The sequence below is a fragment of the Rickettsia endosymbiont of Oedothorax gibbosus genome, from assembly GCF_936269705.1.
Taxonomy (GTDB): Bacteria; Pseudomonadota; Alphaproteobacteria; order Rickettsiales; family Rickettsiaceae; genus Tisiphia.
Genome location: NZ_OW370493.1, coordinates 590,453 through 614,628, shown reverse-complemented (window position 1 = coordinate 614,628; position 24,176 = coordinate 590,453). Strand labels below are relative to the sequence as shown.

Sequence of the window (24,176 nt, the reverse complement as noted above, 5' to 3'; positions counted from 1 at the left end):
CTTCTTCATCTTCTCAAAATTGTAGGGTACTATAGTATAATCCTCAATTAATACCAAAAGGGCTGAGGAGATTTAATGGATTTGATGAGAAAGTGATATCCCTTTATGGTCGCGGTATGACAGTCAGCGAGATCCGAGGGCATTTAGAAGAAATATATCAAACTGATGTATCTGGTGACTTGATATCCACCATAACAGATGGGGTAATAGAAGAAGTAACTAGGTGGCAAAATCGTTGTTTAGATAGGGTGTATCCAATATTATACTTGGACTGTATCTATGTAAAATCTAGAGACAATCACATAGTAATAAATAAAGCAGTATATTTAGCACTTGCTGTAAATATAGAAGGGAAAAAGGAGTTACTTGGCATTTGGATAGGCAAAAATGAAGGTGCTAAATTTTGGATGCAAGTAGTTACTGAGTTAAAGAATCGAGGAATTGAACAAATTTATGTTGCTTGTGTGGATGGTTTAAAGGGCTTTCCAGAAGCTATAAGCAGTGTATTCCCGAGTACTATAGTACAATTATGTATTGTACATATGGTTCGCAATTCAGTAAAGTATGTGTCATATAAAGATTTAAAAGAGGTCACATCAGATCTAAAACAAATTTATACAGCTAATAATGACGAAATGGCACGTTTAAAACTTCAGCAATTTGGTGTAAAATGGGATAAAAAATATCCGGTAATTTCTGATATTTGGCAACGTAATTGGTCTGGGATAATACCGTTTTTTGCCTTTCCTGAAGAGAACAGAAAGGTAATTTATACTACTAACACTATAGAATCTGTAAATCGTCAAATTAGAAAAATTATCAAAAATAAGGGGGTGTTTCCAGATGATAAGTCAATTCAAAAAATAATATTTTTATCCCTACAAAATGCAGCCAAAAAATGGACCATGCCTATTAAAGATTGGTCTTTAGCTTTAAATCAATTTGAAATACTTTGTGGAGATTTTAAATATGATTTATTGGAAAATAAAAAATGAACTTTGTGAGTAGACCTAACCAATTGCTTGGTTAAGCCCCTCCTCAGAACCGGACATGCAGAGCTACCGCATCCGGCTCCCGAAAGGTAAGATAGGCTTGTACCCTATTTTTTTTTTGTTGGTTTTAGAACATTGAAATGGTCTTCCACTTATTTGGAAAGTCGACCCTTTTGAGTATTTCAGCTAATCTTTGCCAATTCATCTTACGCTTCCCACCCATTCTATTAAACCACCCATATATTGCTCGCCTAGTTTGGTGAATAAATGAACTTACTCGTCTTTGATTATCTGATATACCATGATAATTGATCCACCCCTTTGTAGCTCTAATGACTTGCAATAATATCTGTTCTTTGCCCCTCTCATTAAGGTGACTTCGTAGATATTCTCTTAGCCCTTTAAGCTTCTCGGTAAATCGATCTTTCCTTGTGGTATATTTTAATCTCCATATGTTACCAAACCTTGATTTACCCCAATAGCAAGTAAAGCCAAGAAAATTATAACTCTTGATCTTCTTACCTTGCTTAGCTAAGTCCTCAGCATGGTATCTACCGGACTGAATCATCTGCGATTTAGCTTCATTGATGTTCAAGCCATACTTGTTTAATCTTTTGGGCAAAACCTCATAAAACTTCCTCGCGTCTTCTTCATTCTCAAAGACGAACACCATATCGTCACAATACCTCACCATTCCAGTTTGCCCTCTTATGTTTTCCTTGCTGATTTTAGCAAACCAACAGTCAATAACATAATGTAGGAAGACATTTGCCAAAATTGGTGATGTTTTAGACCCTTGGCGGCATCCTTCCTTGTTAGTAACTGTAATGCCGTTTTCTATAATTGGTGTTTCCATCAGTTTCATAACTAGTCTTAGGAATCTTTTGTCAGATATTCTCTTTCTTAGGAATCCCATCAACTCAGAATGTTTGATTGAATTGAAGCACTTAGTTATATCAATTTCAACTACAGCTCCTTTATTGAAGTTATACGTAAGTCTATTCAACTCCTTAAGTGCATCATGGGCGTTTAATTTAGGTCGAAACCCGTAAGAACATTTTAAGAATATTGGCTCGAACACTGAGTTTAATATCTTGCTTACTGCCGACTCGATTATCTTGTCTTCAAAGCATGATATTACCAAAGGTCTTTTGCCTCCATCTTCTTTTGGAATCAATGTAATTCGTGCAGGTTTAGCTTGATATTGCCCCTTGCGAATTTTAGTAAGGAGCGAGAGCAAATTTGCTTCCAACTTCTTACCATAAACCGCTTTGGTTATACCATCTATTCCTACAGCTTTCTTGCTATCAAGTTCCTTATATTGTTCTTCTAACATCTTTAAATCAATAATATGTCCAAGATTATTAAACTTTATGTCTTGATTTTGTGATGATAGCAACTTTATACGCTCAAGTTTCGTTGACCATGTATTTCCGTCTATGCTGTGTACGGTCATTGTTTCCCTCTTACGTTCTTACCTTTCTGTCAGCCCTTCGCTCCACTCCCATTACGAAGCTTCATCACTACTACAACTGACTCAGCCATCCTTAACACCATCTCCAAAGCCTTATGTTTCGGCACTTGTACTTTGAATACTTACTTAACTCAGTAAGAGTTATAAGGACTTCTCAAGTTGTGTCATTAATCTCTACAAACTCGCTGACGCCTGAGACCCCGATGGTTGAAAACTTTCGGATTTTCGCTAGTTTGACCTCTAGTTTTCTCTTGTCTACTGCGTTGTGTAGCACATCGACTTCCACTACCAATATCATTTCAGGGCTATCACGTTCACCATTTGGTTTCGGCTCGGATGTTTCGCTGTCTACGCTTTACTACTGTCGTTACCTTCAGCAGCACAAGACTCGCTATATGGTGGAGCTAGCTACTCCTTCCATAACAGGACTTTCACCCGTAAGATTAATGCACCTTATCTTGACGCACACACAAATTAAATGATTGACTCTTTTGTGAATTATATCTCTATTTATCTAAATTTTTGTCTAGACAAAGGGGACCACCTTACCACCAACAGTTTGTTTATGTTATTACATAATGCTTAGCATTTTGTTTGGTGCTTACGTCAAACTCAGGTTATATTAACTCCTTTAATTCCTTTAGATTACTAATTGGACAAATTAGGTTACTACTCAGTTTTTCAAGTTTGGAGCAAATTAATTTATTGAATCCTAATTTTGTTGCTTCTTTTATTCTGACTTCTGCTGCAGTTACTTTCCTTATTTCACCAGATAAACCAATTTCTCCAAAAAAAATACTATGTTCTGGCACAGCTTTATTTTTTGCGGCAGAAATTAAAGCAGCTGCAACAGCTAAGTCTGAAGCTGGGTCTGAAATTTTAAGCCCGCCAGCAACGCTCAAATATACCTCATGAGAAGATAAATTAAGACCAAATCGTACATTTAATACAGCTATTATCATTGCTAACCTATTCAAATCCCAGCCTACAACTGAACGTCGTGGCATTGGTATATTTGACGGAGCAATTAATGCTTGAATTTCGATTAATAAAGGTCTTGATCCTTCGATTCCAGCAAATACTGTTGTACCGCTAACGTTTTTGTCTCTTTTCATCAGAAATAATTCAGAAGGGCTAGAGACTTCAATAAGACCGCTAGCAGTCATTTCAAAAACACCAATTTCTCCTACTCCACCAAACCTATTTTTAATAGACCGTAAAATCCGAAAATGACTATTATGATCACCCTCAAAATATAGTACGGTATCAACGAGATGTTCAAGTAACTTAGGACCAGCTAATTGCCCATCTTTTGTCACATGACAACTAAGCAAAATAATAATATTATTATTTTTAGCATAGCTAACTAATTCATTAGCACAGGCACGAATCTGGGAAATAGTACCAGGGGGGGATGATAATGTACGAGTTACCATCTAAGGTGGTCCCCTTTGTCTAGACAAAAATTTAGATAAATAGAGATATAATTCACAAAAATTAAATTGTTGTTTTTATACAATATTTTTTTCAAAATATACACATTCTGGAGTTTTATAATCCAAAGCTTGATGCATCCTTTGTCTATTATAAAAGTCCATATATTCGTTAATTGCTGTCTTTGCCTCCTTTACTGTTGTTAAAATAATCCGATAAATTTTTTCCTGTTTTAATGATCGCCAAAAACGTTCAATAAAAATATTATCTAAGGCTCGTCCCTTACCATCCATACTAATCAAGATATTATGTAGCTTTAGCATACTAATAAAATTCTCCGAGGTAAATTGTACTCCTTGATCAGTATTAAATATTTTTGGCATACCATATTTTTCTATAGCGTCTTCAAGGGCTGTTACACAAAATTCACTTTCCAAACTAATGGAGATTCGCCAACTTAGAATATAACGACTATACCAGTCAATAATAGCTACTAAATATACGAACCCTTGGCTCAGTCTTATATACGTTATATCTGCACTCCAAACCTGGTTTGGCAATACTATTTCTAATCCTTTTAGTAAATAAGGATATATTTTATGCGCTTGATTCCTCTTGCTTAAATTTATTTTAGGATAAACAGCTTCAAGACCCATTATCTTGTAGTAACGTCTAACAGCTTTACGACCTACCGAAAAACCTTGGGCTTGTAAATATTTAGCCATCCGCCGCATACCATAATATGGATGCATAGTATAGGTCTCATCAATTATTGCCATAATCTTGATATCTTGTTCACTAATACCAGTAGGTTGATAGTAATAGGTTGACCTGCTAATATCCAATAACTTACACTGTTGTACAATTGTTAACTTATTATGATTAGGCTCTATCATATTACACCTAACCTTTAATTCCAAACAATGCAGATTTTTTTTTGAGCCAGTCACACTCAACGCTTAACTGACCAATTTGCTCATATAGATTCTTGATTAACCCCTGCTGATTTGGATCAGCACTCTGTGTTTTATTCTTAAAACCTTGTACTAACAACTCAAGACCTTGTTTTTTCCAGTTACTGATCTGTGTTGCATGAACACCATACTTACTGGTTATCTGGGCTATTGTTAGCTCTCCCTTAATTGCTTCTATGACAATTTTGGCTTTCTCCTCAGCACTATATTGCCTTACTTGTTTTTTCATCTCTAGCTCTCCTTGTTTGCTAAAGAATTCTATCTCATTTTTCTTATTTTTCTGTCCAAAATATTGGAACCATTATAATTCCAGGGTCACCGCCAATTAAAATTGCAGAAGAGCATACCAACCCCCCTCCCAGCACCCTATTTAATTCCTTTATAGGCGTAGGGATACGTAACGAATCCACTACCACCCCATCCAGCTTTTGTATTTCTTGTTTATTACCTAACTTAACTTGTATTTGACTAATTATCTCTTCTTCAATTCCTCCCCATAAGCCACAATCAAAACATTGCCCAGCCCATTTAAGGGAGCTATTACCACAATTTGTGCATATATATTGTTTTTTAATTTTGCTCACGCTACTAATAATTGCTCTAACAAACTATTTGTTTCTTCTATAATATCCTTTCCTACCAATATTTTGCTAAATATTAATTTAGCATCCGGTTTTATTTTGGTTTGCTGAGGATGTTTTATAACAAAATTCATAACCTTACCAGCTATATCCGCTTCTTTGTAAAATTTTAAAACAAATCCTCGTTCACCAGAGTCTAAATTCTCAATATTAAGTTTACTGCATTTATGTTTTATTTTCACTATATCAAGTAGATTATTAAACTCTAATGGAATAAGACCAAAACGATCAACCATTTCATCCTTAAAATTTTCAATATCTGTATCGTCAGTTAAATTGCCAATTCGTCTATACAAACTTAGTTTAAGAGAAGAATCTGCAATATAATTATCAGAAATGAAAACAGGTAACCCCAAATTAATTGTCGGAACAAAAGATTTTGGATTTTCAGTAACTTCACCCTTAAAAATTGCTATTTGTTCATCTAACATTTCCTGATAAAGCTCTACCCCTACTTCTTTAATCTGGCCTGATTGTTCTTCCCCTACTAAATTACCAAAACCACGTAAATCCATATCATGGCTAGCAATAGTAAACCCAGAACCAAGAGTACAGCTACTCTGCATTATTTCTAGACGTTTTATTGAATGGGCAGTCATTTTTTTATAATTTGCTAAGGTTAGATAGGCATAACCTCTGAATTTACTTCGACCTATCCTTCCTCTGAGCTGATATAACTGACCTAGACCAAGAGTATCAGATTTATGAATAATCATCGTATTAGCTTCAGCAATATCTATACCAGACTCAATTATTGTAGTAGAAACTAGTATATCAAACTTACCATCACAAAATTCACCCATAATCTCATCTATTTTGCCAGCTGGCATCTGACCATGAGCAACTTTATACTTTAATTCTGGTACAATTGTTTGTAAATATCTCTCTATATCTGGAATATCCTTAATTCTAGGCACTACATAGAAGCTTCTACCACCACGAAAACGTTCTCTAAGTAAAGCGTCTCTAATAATTACTTGGTCAAATGGCATCACTGTTGTTCGAACTTCTAACCTATCCATTGGCGGAGTAGCAATGATGCTAAGATCTTTAAGCCCGACCATTGACATTTGCATTGTACGAGGAATTGGTGTTGCTGAAAGAGATAGAACATGCATTGTATCTCTGAGACTCTTTAAATATTCTTTTTGAGCAACACCAAAATGTTGTTCTTCATCAATTATTAATAATCGGAGATTATTAAATTCTATATTTTTACTTAATAAAGCATGCGTGCCAATTATTATATTAGCTGTACCGTTTTTGATTTGTTCTTTAATAATTTTAGCATCTTTATTGCTAACCAGACTGGATAATTGTACTATATTTAAACCAAAATCCTTAAATCTTTTAATAAACCTTAAATAATGTTGCTTACCTAGAATAGTAGTGGGTACGATGATCGCTACTTGAGAAGTCATCGTAATTGATTTTGCTACCATAAAGGTTGCTCGTATAGCTACTTCGGTTTTCCCAAAACCAACATCTCCGCAAATTAATCTATCCATTAAAATACCAGAGTCAAAATCTTTTTTAATGTCGTTTATGGCATTTAATTGATCTTCAGTTTCAGTATATTTAAATCTATGACAAAATTGCTCATACTCTGCATGATCAAATTCTATTGGACTTGCTACAGTTAACTTTCTCTTAGCAGCTATTTTTAATAATTGTTCAGCAATTTCTGTAATACGGTTTTTAAGCTTGGCTTTACTTCTTTGCCATGCACTACTACCCAATTTGGCAAGCTGTGCTTCACCACTGCCATATTTTTTAATTAGTTCTATATTTTCAACAGGAATATATAATTTATCATTATTCTCATATAGAATTTTTAGGAAATCATGAGCTTTGCCTTTAACATCTAGTGTTTCAACGTTAAGAAACTGACCAATACCATGATCCTTATGAACAATTAGCTCTCCTTCAGTTAAATTATCTAATTCCATTAAAATGTTTTTGAGCTTACGTTTAGCACCTTGCTGACGAAAATTCACTGCACTTTTTCCTAGAATATCATGAGCGGCAATAAACAAATATTTATCACTATAAAACCCTTGGCTAAGTTGAACATAGGCAAGATTTATAACTGCAATTTTTGCTTGTTGTAAATTGTCTATCTCGATATATTTTCGTGAATAACTATCTATTAGGCTTTTAAATCTTTGCAAATTACTTTTAGAATGACAAAAAATAATCGGTATTTTATTTTTATTATTTTCTATAATTTCGAATAGCTTATTAAAAACTGTCTTATCCTCCATAAAACTAGTTACCGTAATTTTTTCTAATGAATGGGCATAAGACGAATCTTCTGGAGTAATTAAAATATTATTATCATGTTCCAGGAACTTTTGTATTTCCTGGCTGGTAAAATAAACTTGTTCGGGAGGCAATGCAGGATAAAAGGTATTTAATTTTATTTTGTTAGACTCAATCCGCGATCTGTAAAGATCGGTATAATTATTTTCCTGCTCAATAATTGATTGCAACGATAAATTATCGTAAATAATAACAGGATCATCCAAGTAATTAATTAGGCTACTGAAAGAATTATAAAATAAAGGAGATAAATGTTCATATCCTTGGAATTTTTTCCCCTCAATCACTGATTCATATAAAGGGGTATTGACATAATTAACTCCAAAAACTTTTAAATAATTATCTCTAAAATTCTTTATTGTTTCTGGATTTAATATCACCTCACTAGCAGAATTAAGTATTAGCTCCGTGCAATTATTGGTAGAAATCTGAGTGTCAATATCAAATTCTTTTATTGATTCTATGTGATCCCAACTAAAATTAATACGATAAGCTTTAGAACCAGGCAAGACTATATCTACTATCTCTCCTCTTACAGAAAATTCACCACTATCAATACTACTGCTACTCCTAGTAAAACTATTATGTACCAAGAATTCCGCTAATTTATCGGCTGAGAGCTGCATTTTATTATGTAATCTCAAAAAAGACTTAACCAATAACTCTGGAGGAGGTAATTTTGTCAGTAAATTTATAGCACTAGTCACTACCAATTTTGTATCGTTATTACTTGCCAAGTAACTCAATATATTCGCTCTTTCTGATAAAATATTTTGATTTGGCGAAATGCGATCATATGGTATAGTATCAAAACTAGGGAAATATAATATGTTGCTAGTTTTAATATTTTGTGCCATAAATAATAATTGTTTATGGCTATTGATTGCATCATCTTCACTGGCAAAGATAAGTAAAATATTCTTGGTACGTTTATTTGATAAATACTCACTAGCAAAAAAACTTTTTGCACCGAGAGGGAGTGGTTGTTGTATCATTATTTACTAAGCTTCTATGTTGTTAATATCAAAACTAAGTATTTGTAACATTACTTTTGAGTTTAAGTGAGAAGGAGGAGCCGTTTTATTGGTAATCCAATCATAAATATCTATATCATTTTGGTTAAGTATTAAAGCAAAATCTGCTAAATTAGCTGCATCCATGTTAGAAAGAAATTTTTCAGCAAATTTACCCAATATTAAGGCAATTTCTTTGCAACCACGATTTTTGCTTTGATATAACAATTTTTTGGTTAAAGATGTTTTGTTAAAATAATCCATATTTACAATCTTACAAAAAAACATCATAATATAATTCAGATAGTTTGACAATTACCAAATATAAAATAAAATGTAAGCTGTATAAAATGGTGCTAGAACTTAATTGCTCCAAATCTTCTTTATTCAATAATATTTAATATATCAAAGAAACGCTAAACTTTATGAGCATTAAAAATATATCTTCCTTAAAAGCTTATAAGTTGCTAGAAATAGATAATAATAACATGATAATTGATGTTAGGACTGCTGAAGAATGGCAACAAGTAGGCATTCCAAAGCTTGATAAAGATAAAATAATTTTTATTAGTTGGCGTTTATTGCCTAATATGTCACTAAATAACGAATTTAAGAACCAGTTGATGTCGAAAATCAGTAATATAGTCAATTCAGGAGAATTTGGGGCTAGGAGCGATGGAGCGACGCCTATAAGTAATAGGCGAGCGACAAGTGACGACGTCCCCAACTTCTCATCAATTGACTATAACTATAAACTATTATTCCTTTGTCGCTCCGGGGGTAGATCCCATGAAGCTGCACAATTTGCTAGTACTCTAGGTTATAAAGAGTGCTATAATATAATTGATGGTTTTGAAGGAGGAACTAATGGAGCTGGTTGGAAACAAAATAATTTACCATGGCAAATTCTGTGAATACTAACCATAATCAATTGACTATAGCAAAGGAAGTGACTTATCATAGAGATATTTGGCAACAAGTTTGCTCTGACCTTAATAAACATTACGGCGATGCCTTATATAAAAGCTGGTTCAGTAAGATTAACTTTTTAGAAGCTGCTACTAATACTGTTATACTTTCTACACCAACAAATTTTATTCGAGATTGGGTGGAATCTAGATATGCACGGGCTATATTGCAATCTTGGCAGTCCTATGACAAAGATATCAAATCAATTGAGATCATTACTAAAGAATTATCAGAACAAAACCAAAATATACCTGAATATTTAGCAAAAGTTCCATCAATAAAAGAAGGAATGGATACCAATTCCGAAGGCATTTTTTCAGCCTTAGACTTACGATTTACTTTTGAAAATTTTGTGGTGGGTGGACCAAATGAATTAGCCTATGCAGCATCTAGAGCAGTTGCTGAGTCGGAAGGAGCCGTAGCCGAATCTAACCCTTTATTTTTATACGGAGGGGTCGGTCTTGGCAAAACACACTTAATGCATGCCATTGCTTGGTATATAAAACATAATAATCCGACTCGTAAGGTAATTTACATGTCGGCAGAAAAGTTTATGTATCAATTCATCAAGGCACTACGTAATAAAGATGTTATGTCTTTTAAAGAAGAATTTCGTTCAGTTGACGTACTAATGATCGATGATATTCAATTTATATCAGGTAAAGATAGCACCCAAGAAGAGTTTTTCCATACTTTCAATGCTTTAATTGATAATAATCGTCAAATGGTTATATCGTGTGACCGTTCACCGTCAGATTTAGATAATATCGAAGATCGAATTAAATCCAGACTTGGCTGGGGATTGGTTGCCGATGTCCACAGTACTACTTATGAACTAAGATTAGGAATCTTAGAATCTAAACTTGAACAAATGAATATCCATATACCTAAAAATGTTGTGGAATTTTTAGCAGCTAAAATAACATCAAATGTCAGAGAGCTAGAGGGAGCTCTTAATAAAGTTATCGCTCATTCTACCTTAGTTGGTAGGGAAATAACTTTAGAAAACACTCAAAATATCTTACGTGATTTACTACGTTCCAATGAGAAAATTATCACCATTGAGGATATTCAAAGAAAAGTAGCTGATCGTTATAATATTAAATTTTCCGATATGTCTTCTCCTAGGCGTATTCGCTCAATAGCTAGACCAAGACAAGTAGCTATGTATTTGAGTAAAACATTAACGCCAAAAAGCCTGACTGATATCGGTAAGAAATTTGGTAAAAAAGATCATACTACAATAATGCATGCTATCAAAAAGGTAGAAGAATTATGTGAGATTGATACAGAATTCCGAGAAGAACTTAGTCTATTAATGAAGATACTACAAAATTAAACTTTTTACAACAATGTCATTGAGATACTTATATACTCGATAATCAAGTTTTTTGCAGAGCTTATAAATAGTAGGTTGTTTGAAGGAAATTTGAATATATCCGAGTCACGACATCTATCTTTAAACGCAAAATTTGTCATATATGGACGAGTGAATTTGTCAACAAAGAAAATAAAAAAATAGAGCCACAAAGGAAGCGGTCATATATTCGGCATCGAGTGCCATAATGGTTTCTGCATTCTTATAAATATCCTTGAGTGACCTCTCATTCCCACGGCTTCTAGAGCCTCGACATAATTACGGATTTTATTCAGAATACTTATTCATTAACTCTTTAACTTTCGTTCTCTTTATTGTTACTATTCTTTACTCGCAATATTTATCAATTACCAATTTTTATTTAGTTGACATAGTTTCTTCTTTTTTCTCAACTAAACTAATTTGCAACATATTCGCTACCATTGGTGACTACTGCATAAGCAATCCTTGCTAACTTATTTGCTAAACCAACACATATAATATTATATGATTTATTTTCAGCAAATTTCTTCACTGCCCACTGCACTAGTTTATCTTTCGATTCCTTACCACTTTTTGCTCTTATTGCTATTGTCCTTGCGGCTTGAATCAACATAGTTTTGGCATATCTATCCCCCTGTTTGGTAATCCCTCCTAAAACTATCTTATCTCCTGAGCTATGTTGCTTTGGTACCAAACCAAGCGAAGCAGCAAAATCCCTCGGGGTTGGATAACTTTCCATTGGGGCTACACTCAAACAACTAGCATTGATTGCTCCAATGCCAAAAATTGTCTGCAACCTAGTAGCTTTCTCACTTTGCTTATTATTGCTGATAATCAGCTTTTCTAAAGTTTTCTCTTTGTCACATAAATCCTCAATTTCTTTACATTCTAAAAGTAAAATTGACCGTATCCCAGAATTTATATAACCTTTACTATACGCTAACTCTACCTCCAGCCTACATGATTTGCAAAATTTATTTTTACTTAATTTTGTATTATAGCCATATTCACATAAACTTGATATTGTAGAATTAGTTTTTTGCACACGATCTCTGATCGTATTACTTCTAATTTTATGCAAAAATTTTATATCTTGTTCCTCTTTGCTTTTTGGCAGCACAGTTTTTAATTCTGGATCACGAGCCGCTTTGCATATTGCTAACGCATCGTTATAATCATTTTTCTGTTTCGATGTAGCATAAACTTTTACATCTTTTGTTTTCATTAGTTTGACTTGCAAACCAAGCTTAGCAATTTCCTGTGACCAATAATTAGCTCCTCCACATGCTTCCATAGCTACCAATGAACTTTTATCGAGATTGCTTAAATAGGCTATTAACTCATCTCTTGTAACTTTTTGATAACCTATTTTTTTGCCATTTTGATCGACTTGCACCAAGTGCATACTATTTTTTGCTAAATCTATTCCTATTATAGTATTTTTTATGCTATTATTTATCATGGTATGGACCTATTAATTAAATTATTATTTAATTTGGAGCAGCTGAAAACTATTTTTCAGCTGACTCCGTACCAGTAAAGCATATTTCGCTTCACTCGTCCATACCATCATTCCCGCGTAGGCGGGAATCTATAATACCTCAGGGCATTTTTAGATCCCTACTTTCGCAGAGATGACAACCATTGTCCTATATTTTATTCAAATCTGCAAAAAAACTTGATTATCGAGTATATAGGGATTGCCACGCTCACATATATTCGCTCGCAATAACAACCTTTCTACTTTGTTTTCTTAAACTGACACTTATGCACAATGACGGAGTAATGCTACTCAGATTAGCTAGGAGTCTATAGTCAATTGATGAGAAGTTGGGGACGTCGTCCCTCGTCGCTCCTAGCCCCAAATTCTCCTGAATTGACTATACCTACGATAACTAATTAAAATCCTTTTTTATAATATATAGGTAATTTTGAAAATATATTAGACTTAGCTAAATAACTTATCTATATTTAGACATATGAATAATATTAAAATCACAAATTAAAGAAGCAGAATTATGACAAGTGGTGAAGTCGAAAGAAAAGAATTAAACTGTTCTTTTTGTGGTAAAAATCAATATGAAGTAATAAAATTAATTGCTGGACCAACAGTATTCATTTGTAATGAATGTATTGAACTTTGTCTTGATATTATAAAAGAAGAAACTAAAGTAGCACTTAAACAAATTTCATCTTCAATCCCAACACCACAAAAGATTTTTTCTACTCTTAATGATTACGTAATTGGTCAGGATCAAGCAAAAAAAGTCTTATCAGTCGCGGTATATAATCACTATAAACGATTAGAATATATCGAATCAGGTAATAATGATGTCGAATTAAATAAATCAAATATCCTGGTTATTGGCTCTACTGGCTCAGGAAAAACTCTTTTGGCACAAACCTTAGCAAAAATTCTTGATGTACCTTTTACTATGGCAGACGCCACTTCTTTAACCGAAGCTGGTTATGTTGGTGAAGACGTTGAAAATATCTTGCTAAGATTATTACAAGCAGCAGATTTTAATATAGCTAAAGCCCAACGAGGCATTGTTTATATAGATGAAGTAGATAAAATCGCTAGAAAATCCGAAAACCCTTCTATAACAAGAGACGTCTCAGGAGAAGGAGTGCAACAAGCGTTACTTAAAATCATGGAAGGAACTGTTGCATCTGTACCACCACAAGGAGGGAGAAAACATCCGCAGCAAGATTTTGTGCAAGTAGATACTTCCAATATTTTATTTATATGTGGCGGGGCTTTCATGGGAATAGATACTATCATTAATGCTCGTACTGCTCAAAGTTCAATTGGTTTTGCAGCAAATGTCCAGTCAAAACAAGAAAAAAACCACAGTGAAACACTAAAATCATTAGAAATTGAAGATTTAGTAAAATTTGGATTAATTCCTGAATTTATTGGTAGGCTTCCAGTAGTAGCAACTTTAGATGACTTAGATAAAGCATCCTTAGTAGCAATTTTAACTCAACCAAAAAATGCTGTTATTAAACAATATCATAAATTATTTGAATTAGATGATGTTGAACTATCAATTGATAATGATGCTTTAGAAGCAATAGCCGAAAAAGCACTGACACGAAAAACCGGTGCTAGGGGACTCCGTTCTATAATCGAAACACTTCTACTTGACAGTATGTATAATGTTACCAATTTGAAAAAAATGCACGTACATATTTCAAAAGATGTGATAGATGGTAAAGCTCAGCCGATAGTCACTCCAAAAAATTATGTAAAAGCTACTAAAAAACGTATAGCGGGTTAGAATAACTCTATAGACTTATTAATTAACTTTTGATATAATTAGCACCTGTTAGTAACAATTAATAGGAGCTTTATATGTTTCACCACCCAAGGTTTATTTTTACAAAAAATGGAATACTAGAAGATGAGATAGTAGCAGAATCTAGACCTACAAAAGCTAAACTAGCAGAAGATAAACTGGTACAAGCTAAAATTGAAATGCTAAAAATTGAAAGATTAGAAGCTGAAAAAGTACTAAACGCTGAAATGCCAAAAGGTAATGGCATTTATCCATTAAATGAGCTTAAAAAGATATCTTCCGAGGGCGAGTCATCTTTTGATGACAATTCTTCCCATTTATTGGGCAAAGATTCTGAGGATCATAATTCTACAGAGTAAACTCCTATAGTCAATTCAGGAGAATATTTATATGTTTCACAATAAAGAATTTATTACTACAGAAGTTGAAAGAGCAAAAGCTAAAATAGAAGAAGCTAAAAGAACAGCAGAAGCTGAATTTGTAGAAGCTAAAATGGCAGCAAAAGATGAAATGGCAGTAGAAGCTGAATTTAAAGTAGCAAAAACTAAAATGATAGCAGAAGCTAAAGCTAAAATGGTAGCAAAAGTTGATTTAATCAGTAATAGCATTTATTCATTTAATGAGCTTAAAAAGATATCTTCCGATGACAATTATTCCCATTTATTGGGTAAAGGCTCTAAAGAACATCATACAGAGTAATATAGTCTCATACTTACTTTTAGGGATTGATAGATGGCACAGCTCAGACGGTAGTCACCAACTTCTTATCAATGACTAAGAATTACTTTAGTTATTTCCGACCAGTCTACTAGTCATGCACAAATGTCTTTAAAAACATTATAACATTAGCGATATCTTGAGGTTTATTTAAACCAGCAAAAGACATTTTTGTACCTGGTATATATTGGTTAGGTTTATGCAGGAAATGAAATAAACTTTCTTCATCCCATATCCCACCTTTGCTAGATAAAGCAGTTGAATATTTATAATTCTCTGCTTTAGCTTTTTCCGTCCCAACGATATTCCATAAATATGGTCCAACCTTATTAGCTTTACTATTGTCAAAGGAATGGCACATTAAGCATTTTTTTGCTATTTCCCTTCCCGCCTCAGCATTAGCAGTTTTCATCAATTCCTCTATATTCACTGGTGCTTCTGCAATCGTGTTCGCATCAGAACCATTAGGAGAATCTTCTGTTACTTCTACTTTGTAGCCTCGAGATTCAGGATGTAAAACTGGCTTATACAGAATATCTGTTATAAACCCTACCATCATTGCAATTAAACTGGCTAATAAAATAGAAGCAGCAATTTTATTTAACTCTATTCCAGACATATTATTAGTGTCGTCTCCGTAGAGAGAATATGTATTACTAATTAGGACAATTTTTGTACTGGAGCGGGTGAAGGGATTCGAACCCTCGACTTCGACCTTGGCAAGGTAGCACTCTACCCCTGAGCTACACCCGCTTTTAACACACTACAAATTGTGAATAAAAACAATTATTCTTATCCCAAATTGATGTAAAAAGGCTCACTTGCACAAAAAACAAGTCCTAAATATAGGAGATACTATAAAAATATCAAGAAGAAATAGCATCAAAAAAAATTTAATTTTAAATTTTATTTACAAAACCTATAGCTAACCCGATTAGTATTACTCCATGAAGACAACTAATTAATATCTATCCTAAAATAATATAAAAACATCTTGCTTAAAAGCACTAAATCAACTAAGAATCATTATTTTAATATTAATTTAGTTGGAACAAATTATGGGTCAAAAAAACAATCCTAATAGTTTAGCAGAGAAGCAAACAAATAATATTAACTATGATGATTTTCCTTACGAAAGCTTTCCTTTTACTTATACAAGACCGGAACATTTAAGAACTATAGGTCTAGTATTTGGCATGCAACCTCCTATGATAGAGAATGCTAGGATACTTGATATTGGTTGTGCTGAAGGCGGTAATATGATCAATTTTGCCGAAAGTTACCCACAATCTTATTCTTTAGGTATTGATTTGTCAAAAACACAAATTGATAATGGACTAAAAGTAGTAAATAGTTTAGGTCTAAAGAATATTGAGCTAAAACACTTATCGATATTGGATCTTGATGAATCATTTGGTAAATTTGATTATATAATCTGTCATGGGGTAATCTCTTGGGTACCGGACGAGGTTCGTGAAAAGATTTTTGCCATGTCTAGTAAATTATTAAATCCTAACGGTATTGCCTTTATCAGCTATAATACTCTACCAGGCTGGAATATGCAAAAAACTATTAGAGATATGATGATGTTTCATAGTGCTATCTTTACTGATAAGCATGATAAACTACAACAAGCTAAATTATTATTAGATTTTGTTAGTGATTCTCTAAAAGAAAAAGAGACTCATTATTCTAAGTTTTTACACCATGAAACTAACGCTCTTAAAAAATTATCTAATTCATATTTGTTACATGAATATCTTGGAGAAGAAAATATAGCTTTTTACTTCCAAGAATTTATAAGTAACGCTAGAAAGCATAATTTAAATTATCTTGGAGATTCATCACTTTCTGCTATGTTTGTCGGTAATTTGCCGGAAAAGACTGCAGAAAAATTACAATCGATAAATGATATTGTAAGAACTGAACAATATATGGACTTTATTAGTAATCGTAAATTTAGAACTACTTTACTATGTCACGATAATGTCAGGCTCAATAGGGCAATTGAACCAAGTAAATTATCAGACTTTCATACTACTCTTGATATCAGACCAGCCACACCGGAAAATGAGGCAAATATTAGTAATGCAGTAGAATTGGGGTTTTACTGTAGCAATTCAGAATCTCCTGATATTTCAACGTCTTCCCCTATAATGAAAGCAGTTTTCTATACCTATGCTGATAATATTGGTAATCCTTTGACTTTAGATCAAATTACTACATTGGCTATGAAAAAGTTAGAAAAATTGCAGCTTAAAAATTTTAAAGAAGAATTAGATTCTGTAATTATTCAACTGGTACTACAAGGATACGTACAAATATTTGCAACAAAACCTATTTCAATATATAACATTTCATCAAAACCAAAAGTAAGTGACTTTGTAAGATATCAGGCTCAAAAATTAGGTGAAACTAATTTGTTTGTGACAAATCGGATTAACCATTTTGTTCCATTGCAGTTACATGAAAAATATATTATTGAATTATTAGATGGTACAAATTCTATCCAGCAGATTGAAGAAAAAATATTTGAAAAATTTACTGCTGGACTATTAGTGGCGTCTGATAAAAATGGTATAGTAAGTGACGAACAGCTTGTAAAGCCATATATTACCCATTGTGTAAATGTTTGCTTACAAAAATGCAAAATGAATTATTTATTAATTGGATAAAATAATGTTAGTTGAAAAAATTACTACCCTAGCTAATAATTCTGAAGAGATAAATGTAATTATCGAGATTCCGATGCAAAGTAATCCGGTAAAATATGAGATGGATAAGGAGTCAGGAGCGATATTTGTTGATAGATTCATGCAAACTGCCATGTTTTACCCTGGTAATTATGGATTTATCCCACATACTCTGTCAGAAGATGGTGACCCAGTAGATGTATTGGTCATAGCACATTATCCTGTTGTACCTGGTTGCGTAATTAGATCACGCCCCATTGGGGTTTTAATGATGGAAGATGAATCTGGATTGGATGAAAAAATTATTGCTGTGCCTAGCTCTAAGCTAGATATTACTTTTGATTCAACAAAAGATTTAGATGATCTTTGCCCAATGTTAAGACAACGAATAGTACATTTCTTTGAACATTATAAAGATATAGAAAAAGGTAAATGGGTGAAGGTAATTGGCTGGGAAAATGCTCAAAAAGCCAAAGAGTTAATTGATACAGGTATATCAAGGGCAAAGAGTTAGCTTTGATATAGTGGCATATACTCAAAATTGGAATAACAAATGAAAGGCGAGGGATATACATTATTTCGTTCTGGAATTATAATAGCTTTATTTACCTTAATTTCTCGTATATCTGGTCTTGCTAGAGAATTATTTGTCGCTTCATTATTTGGAGCTGGTAGTGTTGCTGATAGCGTTAATGTTGCTTTTAAATTACCCAACCTATTTAGGCGTATTTTTGGCGAAGGGGCTCTATCAGTCGTTTTTGTACCTATTTTTAATACAAAAATCATAGAATCTCGTGAGGCAGCACGCCATTTCACCGGCGTTATATTTACTATTTTACTAATTACTTTAGTAATGGTAGTAGTACTAATGCAACTTATGATGCCTTCCTTAATGTTTATTATTGCTCCTGGTTTTCATGAAGATCCAGAGAAATTTAATTTAACAATTGCTCTGTGCCGTATCACTATGCCATATTTGGTTTTTATTTCGATAGCGGCGATGCTTGGGGGTATTCTAAATTCAGTAAAGAGGTTCGCAGCTTTTGCTTTTTCTCCGATTATTTTAAATATTCTTGTGATTATTACAACGGTAGCATTACAAGAACGTATATCTGCCCCTATATCGATTAGTTTATCTCTGGTGATTGCTGGCTTATTACAAATCATTTTTATGTTTTATTGTGTCATTAGAGTTGGTTTATCGTTTCCGCTAGTTTTTGATCCATATAATAGAGATGTAAAAAAGTTTTTGTCCAATATGGGGCCAGCAGTTGTTAGCTCAGGATTTCAGCAGCTTAGCTTATTTATCTCGCAATCAATAGCTAGCTTCATCGAAGGGGCGATTTCAATATTATCTTATGCAGATAGAATATACCAATTTCCTTTATCAATAATAGGGGTGACTTTTGGTACTATATTATTACCAGAATTATCGAAAACCTACCAAATGAATGATTTAGAGAAAGCAGCAAAAATCCAAAATAATGCTATTAAAGTTGGGCTGTTATTATCTTTACCAGCTACCTTTGGTATTATTGTGCTATCAGAACCAATCATTCATATAATATATCAGCGGGGGGCTTTTACCTATGCTGATACCATTAAAACTGCTGAGGCTATTTCGGCTTTTGCTCTTGGTTTGCCAGCTTTTATACTTGCCAAAATTTTGACCCCGATTTTTTATGCTAATCATGATACAAAAACTCCTTTAAAAATAACCTTATATTCCCTTACGGTGAATACTATATTAAATATTATTATGATGAGGCAGTTTGGTCACCTTGGTATAGCTCTTGCCTGTTCTATTACCGCTTGGTATAATGTTTGGTTGTTATACGTACACACAAAGAAATATGGTCTTTCTTTTATTGATGCAAAATTATACTCATTTTGTATATACACATTTTGTGGCAAGATTTTATTAAGCTGCGTAATAATGACGCTAGTAATTTGGGTAATTAAACATTATTATGCCCAATATTATTATGCCGAATTCTTATTAGTAAAAGCTTTTATGCTAGCAGCAACAATTATAGTTGGAGTAGCAACATTTTTTTTAATGGTTTTTTGTTTTAAGCTTTATCCAAAGAAATGTATTAATGATGAAAACTGAGTCTAATTATCAAGATTTTTTGAAGACTATAGCCATGATAACTATGGTAATAGATCATTTGGGGTTATATTTTTTTCCTGAGTACGAAATAATGCGAGTTATTGGTCGTACTACTATGCCGATTTTTTGCTTTTTTGCTGGCTATAATTTTCATACAAAACCAAAAATTAGAATTTTGGTAGTTGGAGTTCTGCTATATACTTTTACTACCATATTATTTAGGGAATTTACTGTAACTAATATACTTATCCCTATTTTTTTAGGACAATGCTATCTTTATTATTTTCGTAATAGCTTAAATAATTTTTTCTATAAAGGCTATTGTCATGTTGTTTTCCTTGGCTCTCTTTGGTTCTGTAGTTGGTTCCTTATTGATTACGGAACCTTATCTATGGCTATCATGCTACTTGGCTATATTGCTAAGCATGATCTAGGTAGTCTTAGGCTTACCATTGCAATATCTATAATTTTGTCCGTAATGCATACCATAGCTATTTTTCAGTTTTCGTATATTTACGTATTTATAGTCATTATATTCGGGGTTTTAGGATATATATTTATGGTCGCAAGAAATTTTGAGCAGAAAATTGCTGTAAATTTACGGATTATCAGTCATAATGCTTTATATATCTATGCTATACATCTAACAATTTTACAGTTTTTATTTTTTAAACTCTACTTATATAATTAAATCACCTTATGTATATACCTGCTTACCTTAGTGTCACCCCTGCTTTGGTGCGGTGTCTAGATTCCCGCCTACGCGGGAATGATGGTATGGACGAGTGAAGCGAAATATGCTTTACTTGTACGGAGTCAGCTGAAAAATAGTTTTCAGCTGCTCCAAATTAAATAATAATTTAATTAATAGGTCCATACCATGATAAATAATAGCATAAAAAATACTATAATAGGAATAGATTTAGCAAAAAATAGTATGCACTTGGTGCAAGTCGATCAAAATGGCAAAAAAATAGGTTATCAAAAAGTTACAAGAGATGAGTTAATAGCCTATTTAAGCAATCTCGATAAAAGTTCATTGGTAGCTATGGAAGCATGTGGAGGAGCTAATTATTGGTCATAGGAAATTGCTAAGCTTGGTTTGCAAGTCAAACTAATGAAAACAAAAGATGTAAAAGTTTATGCTACATCGAAACAGAAAAATGATTATAACGATGCGTTAGCAATATGCAAAGCGGCTCGTGATCCAGAATTAAAAACTGTGCTTCCAAAAAGCAAAGAGGAACAAGATATAAAATTTTTGCATAAAATTAGAAGTAATACGATCAGAGATCGTGTGCAAAAAACTAATTCTACAATATCAAGTTTATGTGAATATGGCTATAATACAAAATTAAGTAAAAATAAATTTTGCAAATCATGTAGGCTGGAGGTAGAGTTAGCGTATAGTAAAGGTTATATAAATTCTGGGATACGGTCAATTTTACTTTTAGAATGTAAAGAAATTGAGGATTTATGTGACAAAGAGAAAACTTTAGAAAAGCTGATTATCAGCAATAATAAGCAAAGTGAGAAAGCTACTAGGTTGCAGACAATTTTTGGCATTGGAGCAATCAATGCTAGTTGTTTGAGTGTAGCCCCAATGGAAAGTTATCCAACCCCGAGGGATTTTGCTGCTTCGCTTGGTTTGGTACCAAAGCAACATAGCTCAGGAGATAAGATAGTTTTAGGAGGGATTACCAAACAGGGAGATAGATATGCCAGAACTATGTTGATTCAAGCTGCAAGGACAATAGCAATAAGAGCAAAAAGTGGTAAGGAATCGAAAGATAAACTAGTGCAGTGGGCAGTGAAGAAATTTGCTGAAAATAAATCATATAATATTATATGTGTTGGTTTAGCAAATAAGTTAGCAAGGATTGCTTATGCAGTAGTCACCAATGGTAGCGAATATGTTGCAAATTAGTTTAGTTGAGAAAAAAGAAGAAACTATGTCAACTAAATAAAAATTGGTAATTGATAAATATTGCGAGTAAAGAATAGTAACAATAAAGAGAACGAAAGTTAAAGAGTTAATGAATAAGTATTCTGAATAAATCCGTAATTATGTCGAGGCTCTAGAAGCCGTGGGAATGAGAGGTCACTCAAGGATATTTATAAGAATGCAGAAACCATTATGGCACTCGATGCCGAATATATGACCGCTTCCTTTGTGGCTCTATTTTTTTATTTTCTTTGTTGACAAATTCACTCGTCCATATATGACAATAGTAGGCGGGAATGATGGTATGGACGAGTGAAGCGAAATATGCTTTACTTGTACGGAGTCAGCTGAAAAATAGTTTTCAGCTGCTCCAAATTAAATAATAATTTAATTAATAGGTCCATACCATGATAAATAATAGCATAAAAAATACTATAATAGGAATAGATTTAGCAAAAAATAGTATGCACTTGGTGCAAGTCGATCAAAATGGCAAAAAAATAGGTTATCAAAAAGTATAATGGTCCCAATATTTTGGACAGAAAAATAAGAAAAATGAGATAGAATTCTTTAGCAAACAAGGAGAGCTAGAGATGAAAAAACAAGTAAGGCAATATAGTGCTGAGGAGAAAGCCAAAATTGTCATAGAAGCAATTAAGGGAGAGCTAACAATAGCCCAGATAACCAGTAAGTATGGTGTTCATGCAACACAGATCAGTAACTGGAAAAAACAAGGTCTTGAGTTGTTAGTACAAGGTTTTAAGAATAAAACACAGAGTGCTGATCCAAATCAGCAGGGGTTAATCAAGAATCTATATGAGCAAATTGGTCAGTTAAGCGTTGAGTGTGACTGGCTCAAAAAAAAATCTGCATTGTTTGGAATTAAAGGTTAGGTGTAATATGATAGAGCCTAATCATAATAAGTTAACAATTGTACAACAGTGTAAGTTATTGGATATTAGCAGGTCAACCTATTACTATCAACCTACTGGTATTAGTGAACAAGATATCAAGATTATGGCAATAATTGATGAGACCTATACTATGCATCCATATTATGGTATGCGGCGGATGGCTAAATATTTACAAGCCCAAGGTTTTTCGGTAGGTAGTAAAGCTGTTAGACGTTACTACAAGATAATGGGTCTTGAAGCTGTTTATCCTAAAATAAATTTAAGCAAGAGGAATCAAGCGCATAAAATATATCCTTATTTACTAAAAGGATTAGAAATAGTATTGCCAAACCAGGTTTGGAGTGCAGATATAACGTATATAAGACTGAGCCAAGGGTTCGTATATTTAGTAGCTATTATTGACTGGTATAGTCGTTATATTCTAAGTTGGCGAATCTCCATTAGTTTGGAAAGTGAATTTTGTGTAACAGCCCTTGAAGACGCTATAGAAAAATATGGTATGCCAAAAATATTTAATACTGATCAAGGAGTACAATTTACCTCGGAGAATTTTATTAGTATGCTAAAGCTACATAATATCTTGATTAGTATGGATGGTAAGGGACGAGCCTTAGATAATATTTTTATTGAACGTTTTTGGCGATCATTAAAACAGGAAAAAATTTATCGGATTATTTTAACAACAGTAAAGGAGGCAAAGACAGCAATTAACGAATATATGGACTTTTATAATAGACAAAGGATGCATCAAGCTTTGGATTATAAAACTCCAGAATGTGTATATTTTGAAAAAAATATTGTATAAAAACAACAATTTAATTTTTGTGAATTATATCTCTATTTATCTAAATTTTTGTCTAGACAAAGGGGACCACCTTACATCATTACTTAAATCATCATGTAACAGAAGATACAGGACTATTAAATAATGCCCAAAAAGAAAAACTAAGGAGATATTTTGATGGGAAACTTGAGAAGAACGATTTAAAAGATAGTTTACGGGTTTTGAGTGAAGTACTGTACAAACATTTTGGTCAAAAAGTTTACATATTGATCGATGAATACGATACGCCGATCAATAGTTCGTATATTAAATTTGGTAACAAGCCAGAAGAGTTTGAACAGGTACTTGAAATGTTTCGCGGAATGTTTGGCAGTAGTTTAAAAACTAATCCTTATTTAGAGAAAGGGGTAATAACCGGCATATTACGAGTTGCTAAAGCTAATTTATTTTCGGATTTGAATAATGTTAGTGAGTATAGCTTGCTTGATGAAAAATATTCTAAGTTCTATGGTTTTACTCAAGCAGAAGT

Annotated in this window: 20 protein-coding genes, 1 tRNA gene and 4 pseudogenes; 15 read left to right on the top strand and 10 right to left on the bottom strand. The window is 33.1% G+C overall.

The genetic code is table 11. The features are described from left to right. Window positions 1-47 precede the first annotated feature (47 nt). Window positions 48-995 (top strand): annotated as a pseudogene (locus tag NBW66_RS03405) (IS256 family transposase); the annotation flags it as partial. Between the two features lie 124 nt (window positions 996-1,119). Here the strand turns inward: NBW66_RS03405 and NBW66_RS03400 are convergent. The 7 genes and pseudogenes from NBW66_RS03400 to NBW66_RS03370 form a co-directional block, all read right to left on the bottom strand. Further along, a complete protein-coding gene (locus NBW66_RS03400; protein WP_250310618.1) occupies window positions 1,120-2,448 on the bottom strand; it encodes a reverse transcriptase domain-containing protein in 1,329 nt (442 codons plus the stop codon). Window positions 2,449-3,083: 635 nt separating this feature from the next. Continuing rightward, window positions 3,084-3,902 (bottom strand): annotated as a pseudogene (locus tag NBW66_RS03395) (magnesium chelatase domain-containing protein); the annotation flags it as partial. Window positions 3,903-3,977: 75 nt separating this feature from the next. Continuing rightward, window positions 3,978-4,796, bottom strand: coding sequence for an IS3 family transposase (locus NBW66_RS03390; RefSeq protein WP_250310664.1), 819 nt, complete (start codon window positions 4,794-4,796; stop codon window positions 3,978-3,980). Window positions 4,797-4,803: 7 nt separating this feature from the next. Further along, window positions 4,804-5,103: a transposase gene (locus tag NBW66_RS03385; protein WP_094649795.1), complete on the bottom strand. Its 300-nt coding sequence runs from the start codon at window positions 5,101-5,103 to the stop codon at window positions 4,804-4,806. Between the two features lie 76 nt (window positions 5,104-5,179). Then, a pseudogene (locus tag NBW66_RS03380) lies at window positions 5,180-5,458 on the bottom strand (DNA repair protein RadA); the annotation flags it as partial. After that, window positions 5,455-8,832, bottom strand: a complete 3,378-nt coding sequence (gene mfd, locus NBW66_RS03375; RefSeq protein WP_250311753.1) for a transcription-repair coupling factor — start codon at window positions 8,830-8,832, stop codon at window positions 5,455-5,457. The gene mfd and the pseudogene NBW66_RS03380, both read right to left, overlap by 4 nt. 6 nt (window positions 8,833-8,838) lie before the next feature. Continuing rightward, on the bottom strand, window positions 8,839-9,114 hold the full coding sequence (locus NBW66_RS03370; protein ID WP_250311752.1) for a succinate dehydrogenase assembly factor 2: 276 nt from the start codon (window positions 9,112-9,114) through the stop codon (window positions 8,839-8,841). 161 nt (window positions 9,115-9,275) lie between these two features. On the opposite strand from NBW66_RS03370, the gene NBW66_RS03365 reads away from it, so the two are divergent. Both NBW66_RS03365 and dnaA read left to right on the top strand, forming a co-directional pair. Next, the gene (locus NBW66_RS03365; RefSeq protein WP_250311751.1) at window positions 9,276-9,764 is read left to right on the top strand and encodes a palindromic element RPE2 domain-containing protein; all 489 of its coding nucleotides are present in this window, start codon (window positions 9,276-9,278) and stop codon (window positions 9,762-9,764) included. Beyond that, complete coding sequence (dnaA, locus tag NBW66_RS03360; protein ID WP_250311750.1) at window positions 9,749-11,158, top strand: chromosomal replication initiator protein DnaA; 1,410 nt, start codon at window positions 9,749-9,751, stop codon at window positions 11,156-11,158. The genes NBW66_RS03365 and dnaA overlap by 16 nt, the downstream gene beginning before the upstream one ends. A gap of 436 nt (window positions 11,159-11,594) precedes the next feature. On the opposite strand, the gene NBW66_RS03355 is transcribed toward dnaA, so the two are convergent. After that, complete coding sequence (locus tag NBW66_RS03355; protein WP_250311749.1) at window positions 11,595-12,641, bottom strand: IS110 family RNA-guided transposase; 1,047 nt, start codon at window positions 12,639-12,641, stop codon at window positions 11,595-11,597. 556 nt (window positions 12,642-13,197) lie between these two features. Here NBW66_RS03355 and clpX point away from each other — a divergent pair. The 3 genes from clpX to NBW66_RS03340 all read left to right on the top strand — a co-directional run bounded on the left by clpX (window position 13,198) and on the right by NBW66_RS03340 (window position 15,180). Beyond that, window positions 13,198-14,463 (top strand): ATP-dependent Clp protease ATP-binding subunit ClpX, encoded by a 1,266-nt coding sequence (gene clpX / locus NBW66_RS03350; RefSeq protein ID WP_250311748.1) that lies wholly within the window; start codon window positions 13,198-13,200, stop codon window positions 14,461-14,463. A gap of 74 nt (window positions 14,464-14,537) precedes the next feature. Next, window positions 14,538-14,840: a hypothetical protein gene (locus tag NBW66_RS03345; RefSeq protein WP_250311747.1), complete on the top strand. Its 303-nt coding sequence runs from the start codon at window positions 14,538-14,540 to the stop codon at window positions 14,838-14,840. Between the two features lie 31 nt (window positions 14,841-14,871). Next, window positions 14,872-15,180 (top strand): hypothetical protein, encoded by a 309-nt coding sequence (locus NBW66_RS03340; RefSeq protein WP_250311746.1) that lies wholly within the window; start codon window positions 14,872-14,874, stop codon window positions 15,178-15,180. Window positions 15,181-15,289: 109 nt separating this feature from the next. On the opposite strand, the gene NBW66_RS03335 is transcribed toward NBW66_RS03340, so the two are convergent. Further along, the gene (locus tag NBW66_RS03335) at window positions 15,290-15,817 is read right to left on the bottom strand and encodes a c-type cytochrome (protein ID WP_250311745.1); all 528 of its coding nucleotides are present in this window, start codon (window positions 15,815-15,817) and stop codon (window positions 15,290-15,292) included. 59 nt (window positions 15,818-15,876) lie between these two features. After that, window positions 15,877-15,951, bottom strand: a tRNA-Gly gene (locus NBW66_RS03330). Window positions 15,952-16,256: 305 nt separating this feature from the next. On the opposite strand from NBW66_RS03330, the gene NBW66_RS03325 reads away from it, so the two are divergent. From NBW66_RS03325 to NBW66_RS15195, 9 genes and pseudogenes are all read left to right on the top strand, one after another. Beyond that, entirely contained in the window at window positions 16,257-17,873 is a 1,617-nt protein-coding gene (locus tag NBW66_RS03325) for a methyltransferase regulatory domain-containing protein (protein WP_250311744.1), read from the top strand. A 4-nt stretch (window positions 17,874-17,877) separates the two neighbouring features. Beyond that, window positions 17,878-18,405, top strand: coding sequence for an inorganic diphosphatase (gene ppa, locus NBW66_RS03320; RefSeq protein WP_250311743.1), 528 nt, complete (start codon window positions 17,878-17,880; stop codon window positions 18,403-18,405). A gap of 39 nt (window positions 18,406-18,444) precedes the next feature. Then, a complete protein-coding gene (gene murJ / locus NBW66_RS03315) occupies window positions 18,445-20,004 on the top strand; it encodes a murein biosynthesis integral membrane protein MurJ (protein ID WP_250311742.1) in 1,560 nt (519 codons plus the stop codon). Then, window positions 19,991-20,695 (top strand): TraX family protein, encoded by a 705-nt coding sequence (locus NBW66_RS03310; protein ID WP_250311741.1) that lies wholly within the window; start codon window positions 19,991-19,993, stop codon window positions 20,693-20,695. The genes murJ and NBW66_RS03310 overlap by 14 nt, the downstream gene beginning before the upstream one ends. Window positions 20,696-20,884: 189 nt before the next feature. Further along, complete coding sequence (locus NBW66_RS03305) at window positions 20,885-21,088, top strand: hypothetical protein (RefSeq protein WP_250310719.1); 204 nt, start codon at window positions 20,885-20,887, stop codon at window positions 21,086-21,088. A gap of 18 nt (window positions 21,089-21,106) precedes the next feature. Next, window positions 21,107-21,931, top strand: a complete 825-nt coding sequence (locus NBW66_RS03300; protein WP_284346677.1) for an IS110 family RNA-guided transposase — start codon at window positions 21,107-21,109, stop codon at window positions 21,929-21,931. Window positions 21,932-22,542: 611 nt separating this feature from the next. Next, window positions 22,543-22,842: a transposase gene (locus tag NBW66_RS03295; protein WP_094649795.1), complete on the top strand. Its 300-nt coding sequence runs from the start codon at window positions 22,543-22,545 to the stop codon at window positions 22,840-22,842. Between the two features lie 7 nt (window positions 22,843-22,849). Further along, window positions 22,850-23,668 carry an IS3 family transposase gene (locus tag NBW66_RS03290; protein ID WP_250310969.1) on the top strand — a complete coding sequence of 273 codons (819 nt, stop codon included), beginning with the start codon at window positions 22,850-22,852 and terminating at the stop codon, window positions 23,666-23,668. Between the two features lie 128 nt (window positions 23,669-23,796). Further along, window positions 23,797-24,084, top strand: a pseudogene (locus NBW66_RS15195) (AAA family ATPase); the annotation flags it as partial. Between the last annotated feature and the right edge of the window lie 92 nt (window positions 24,085-24,176).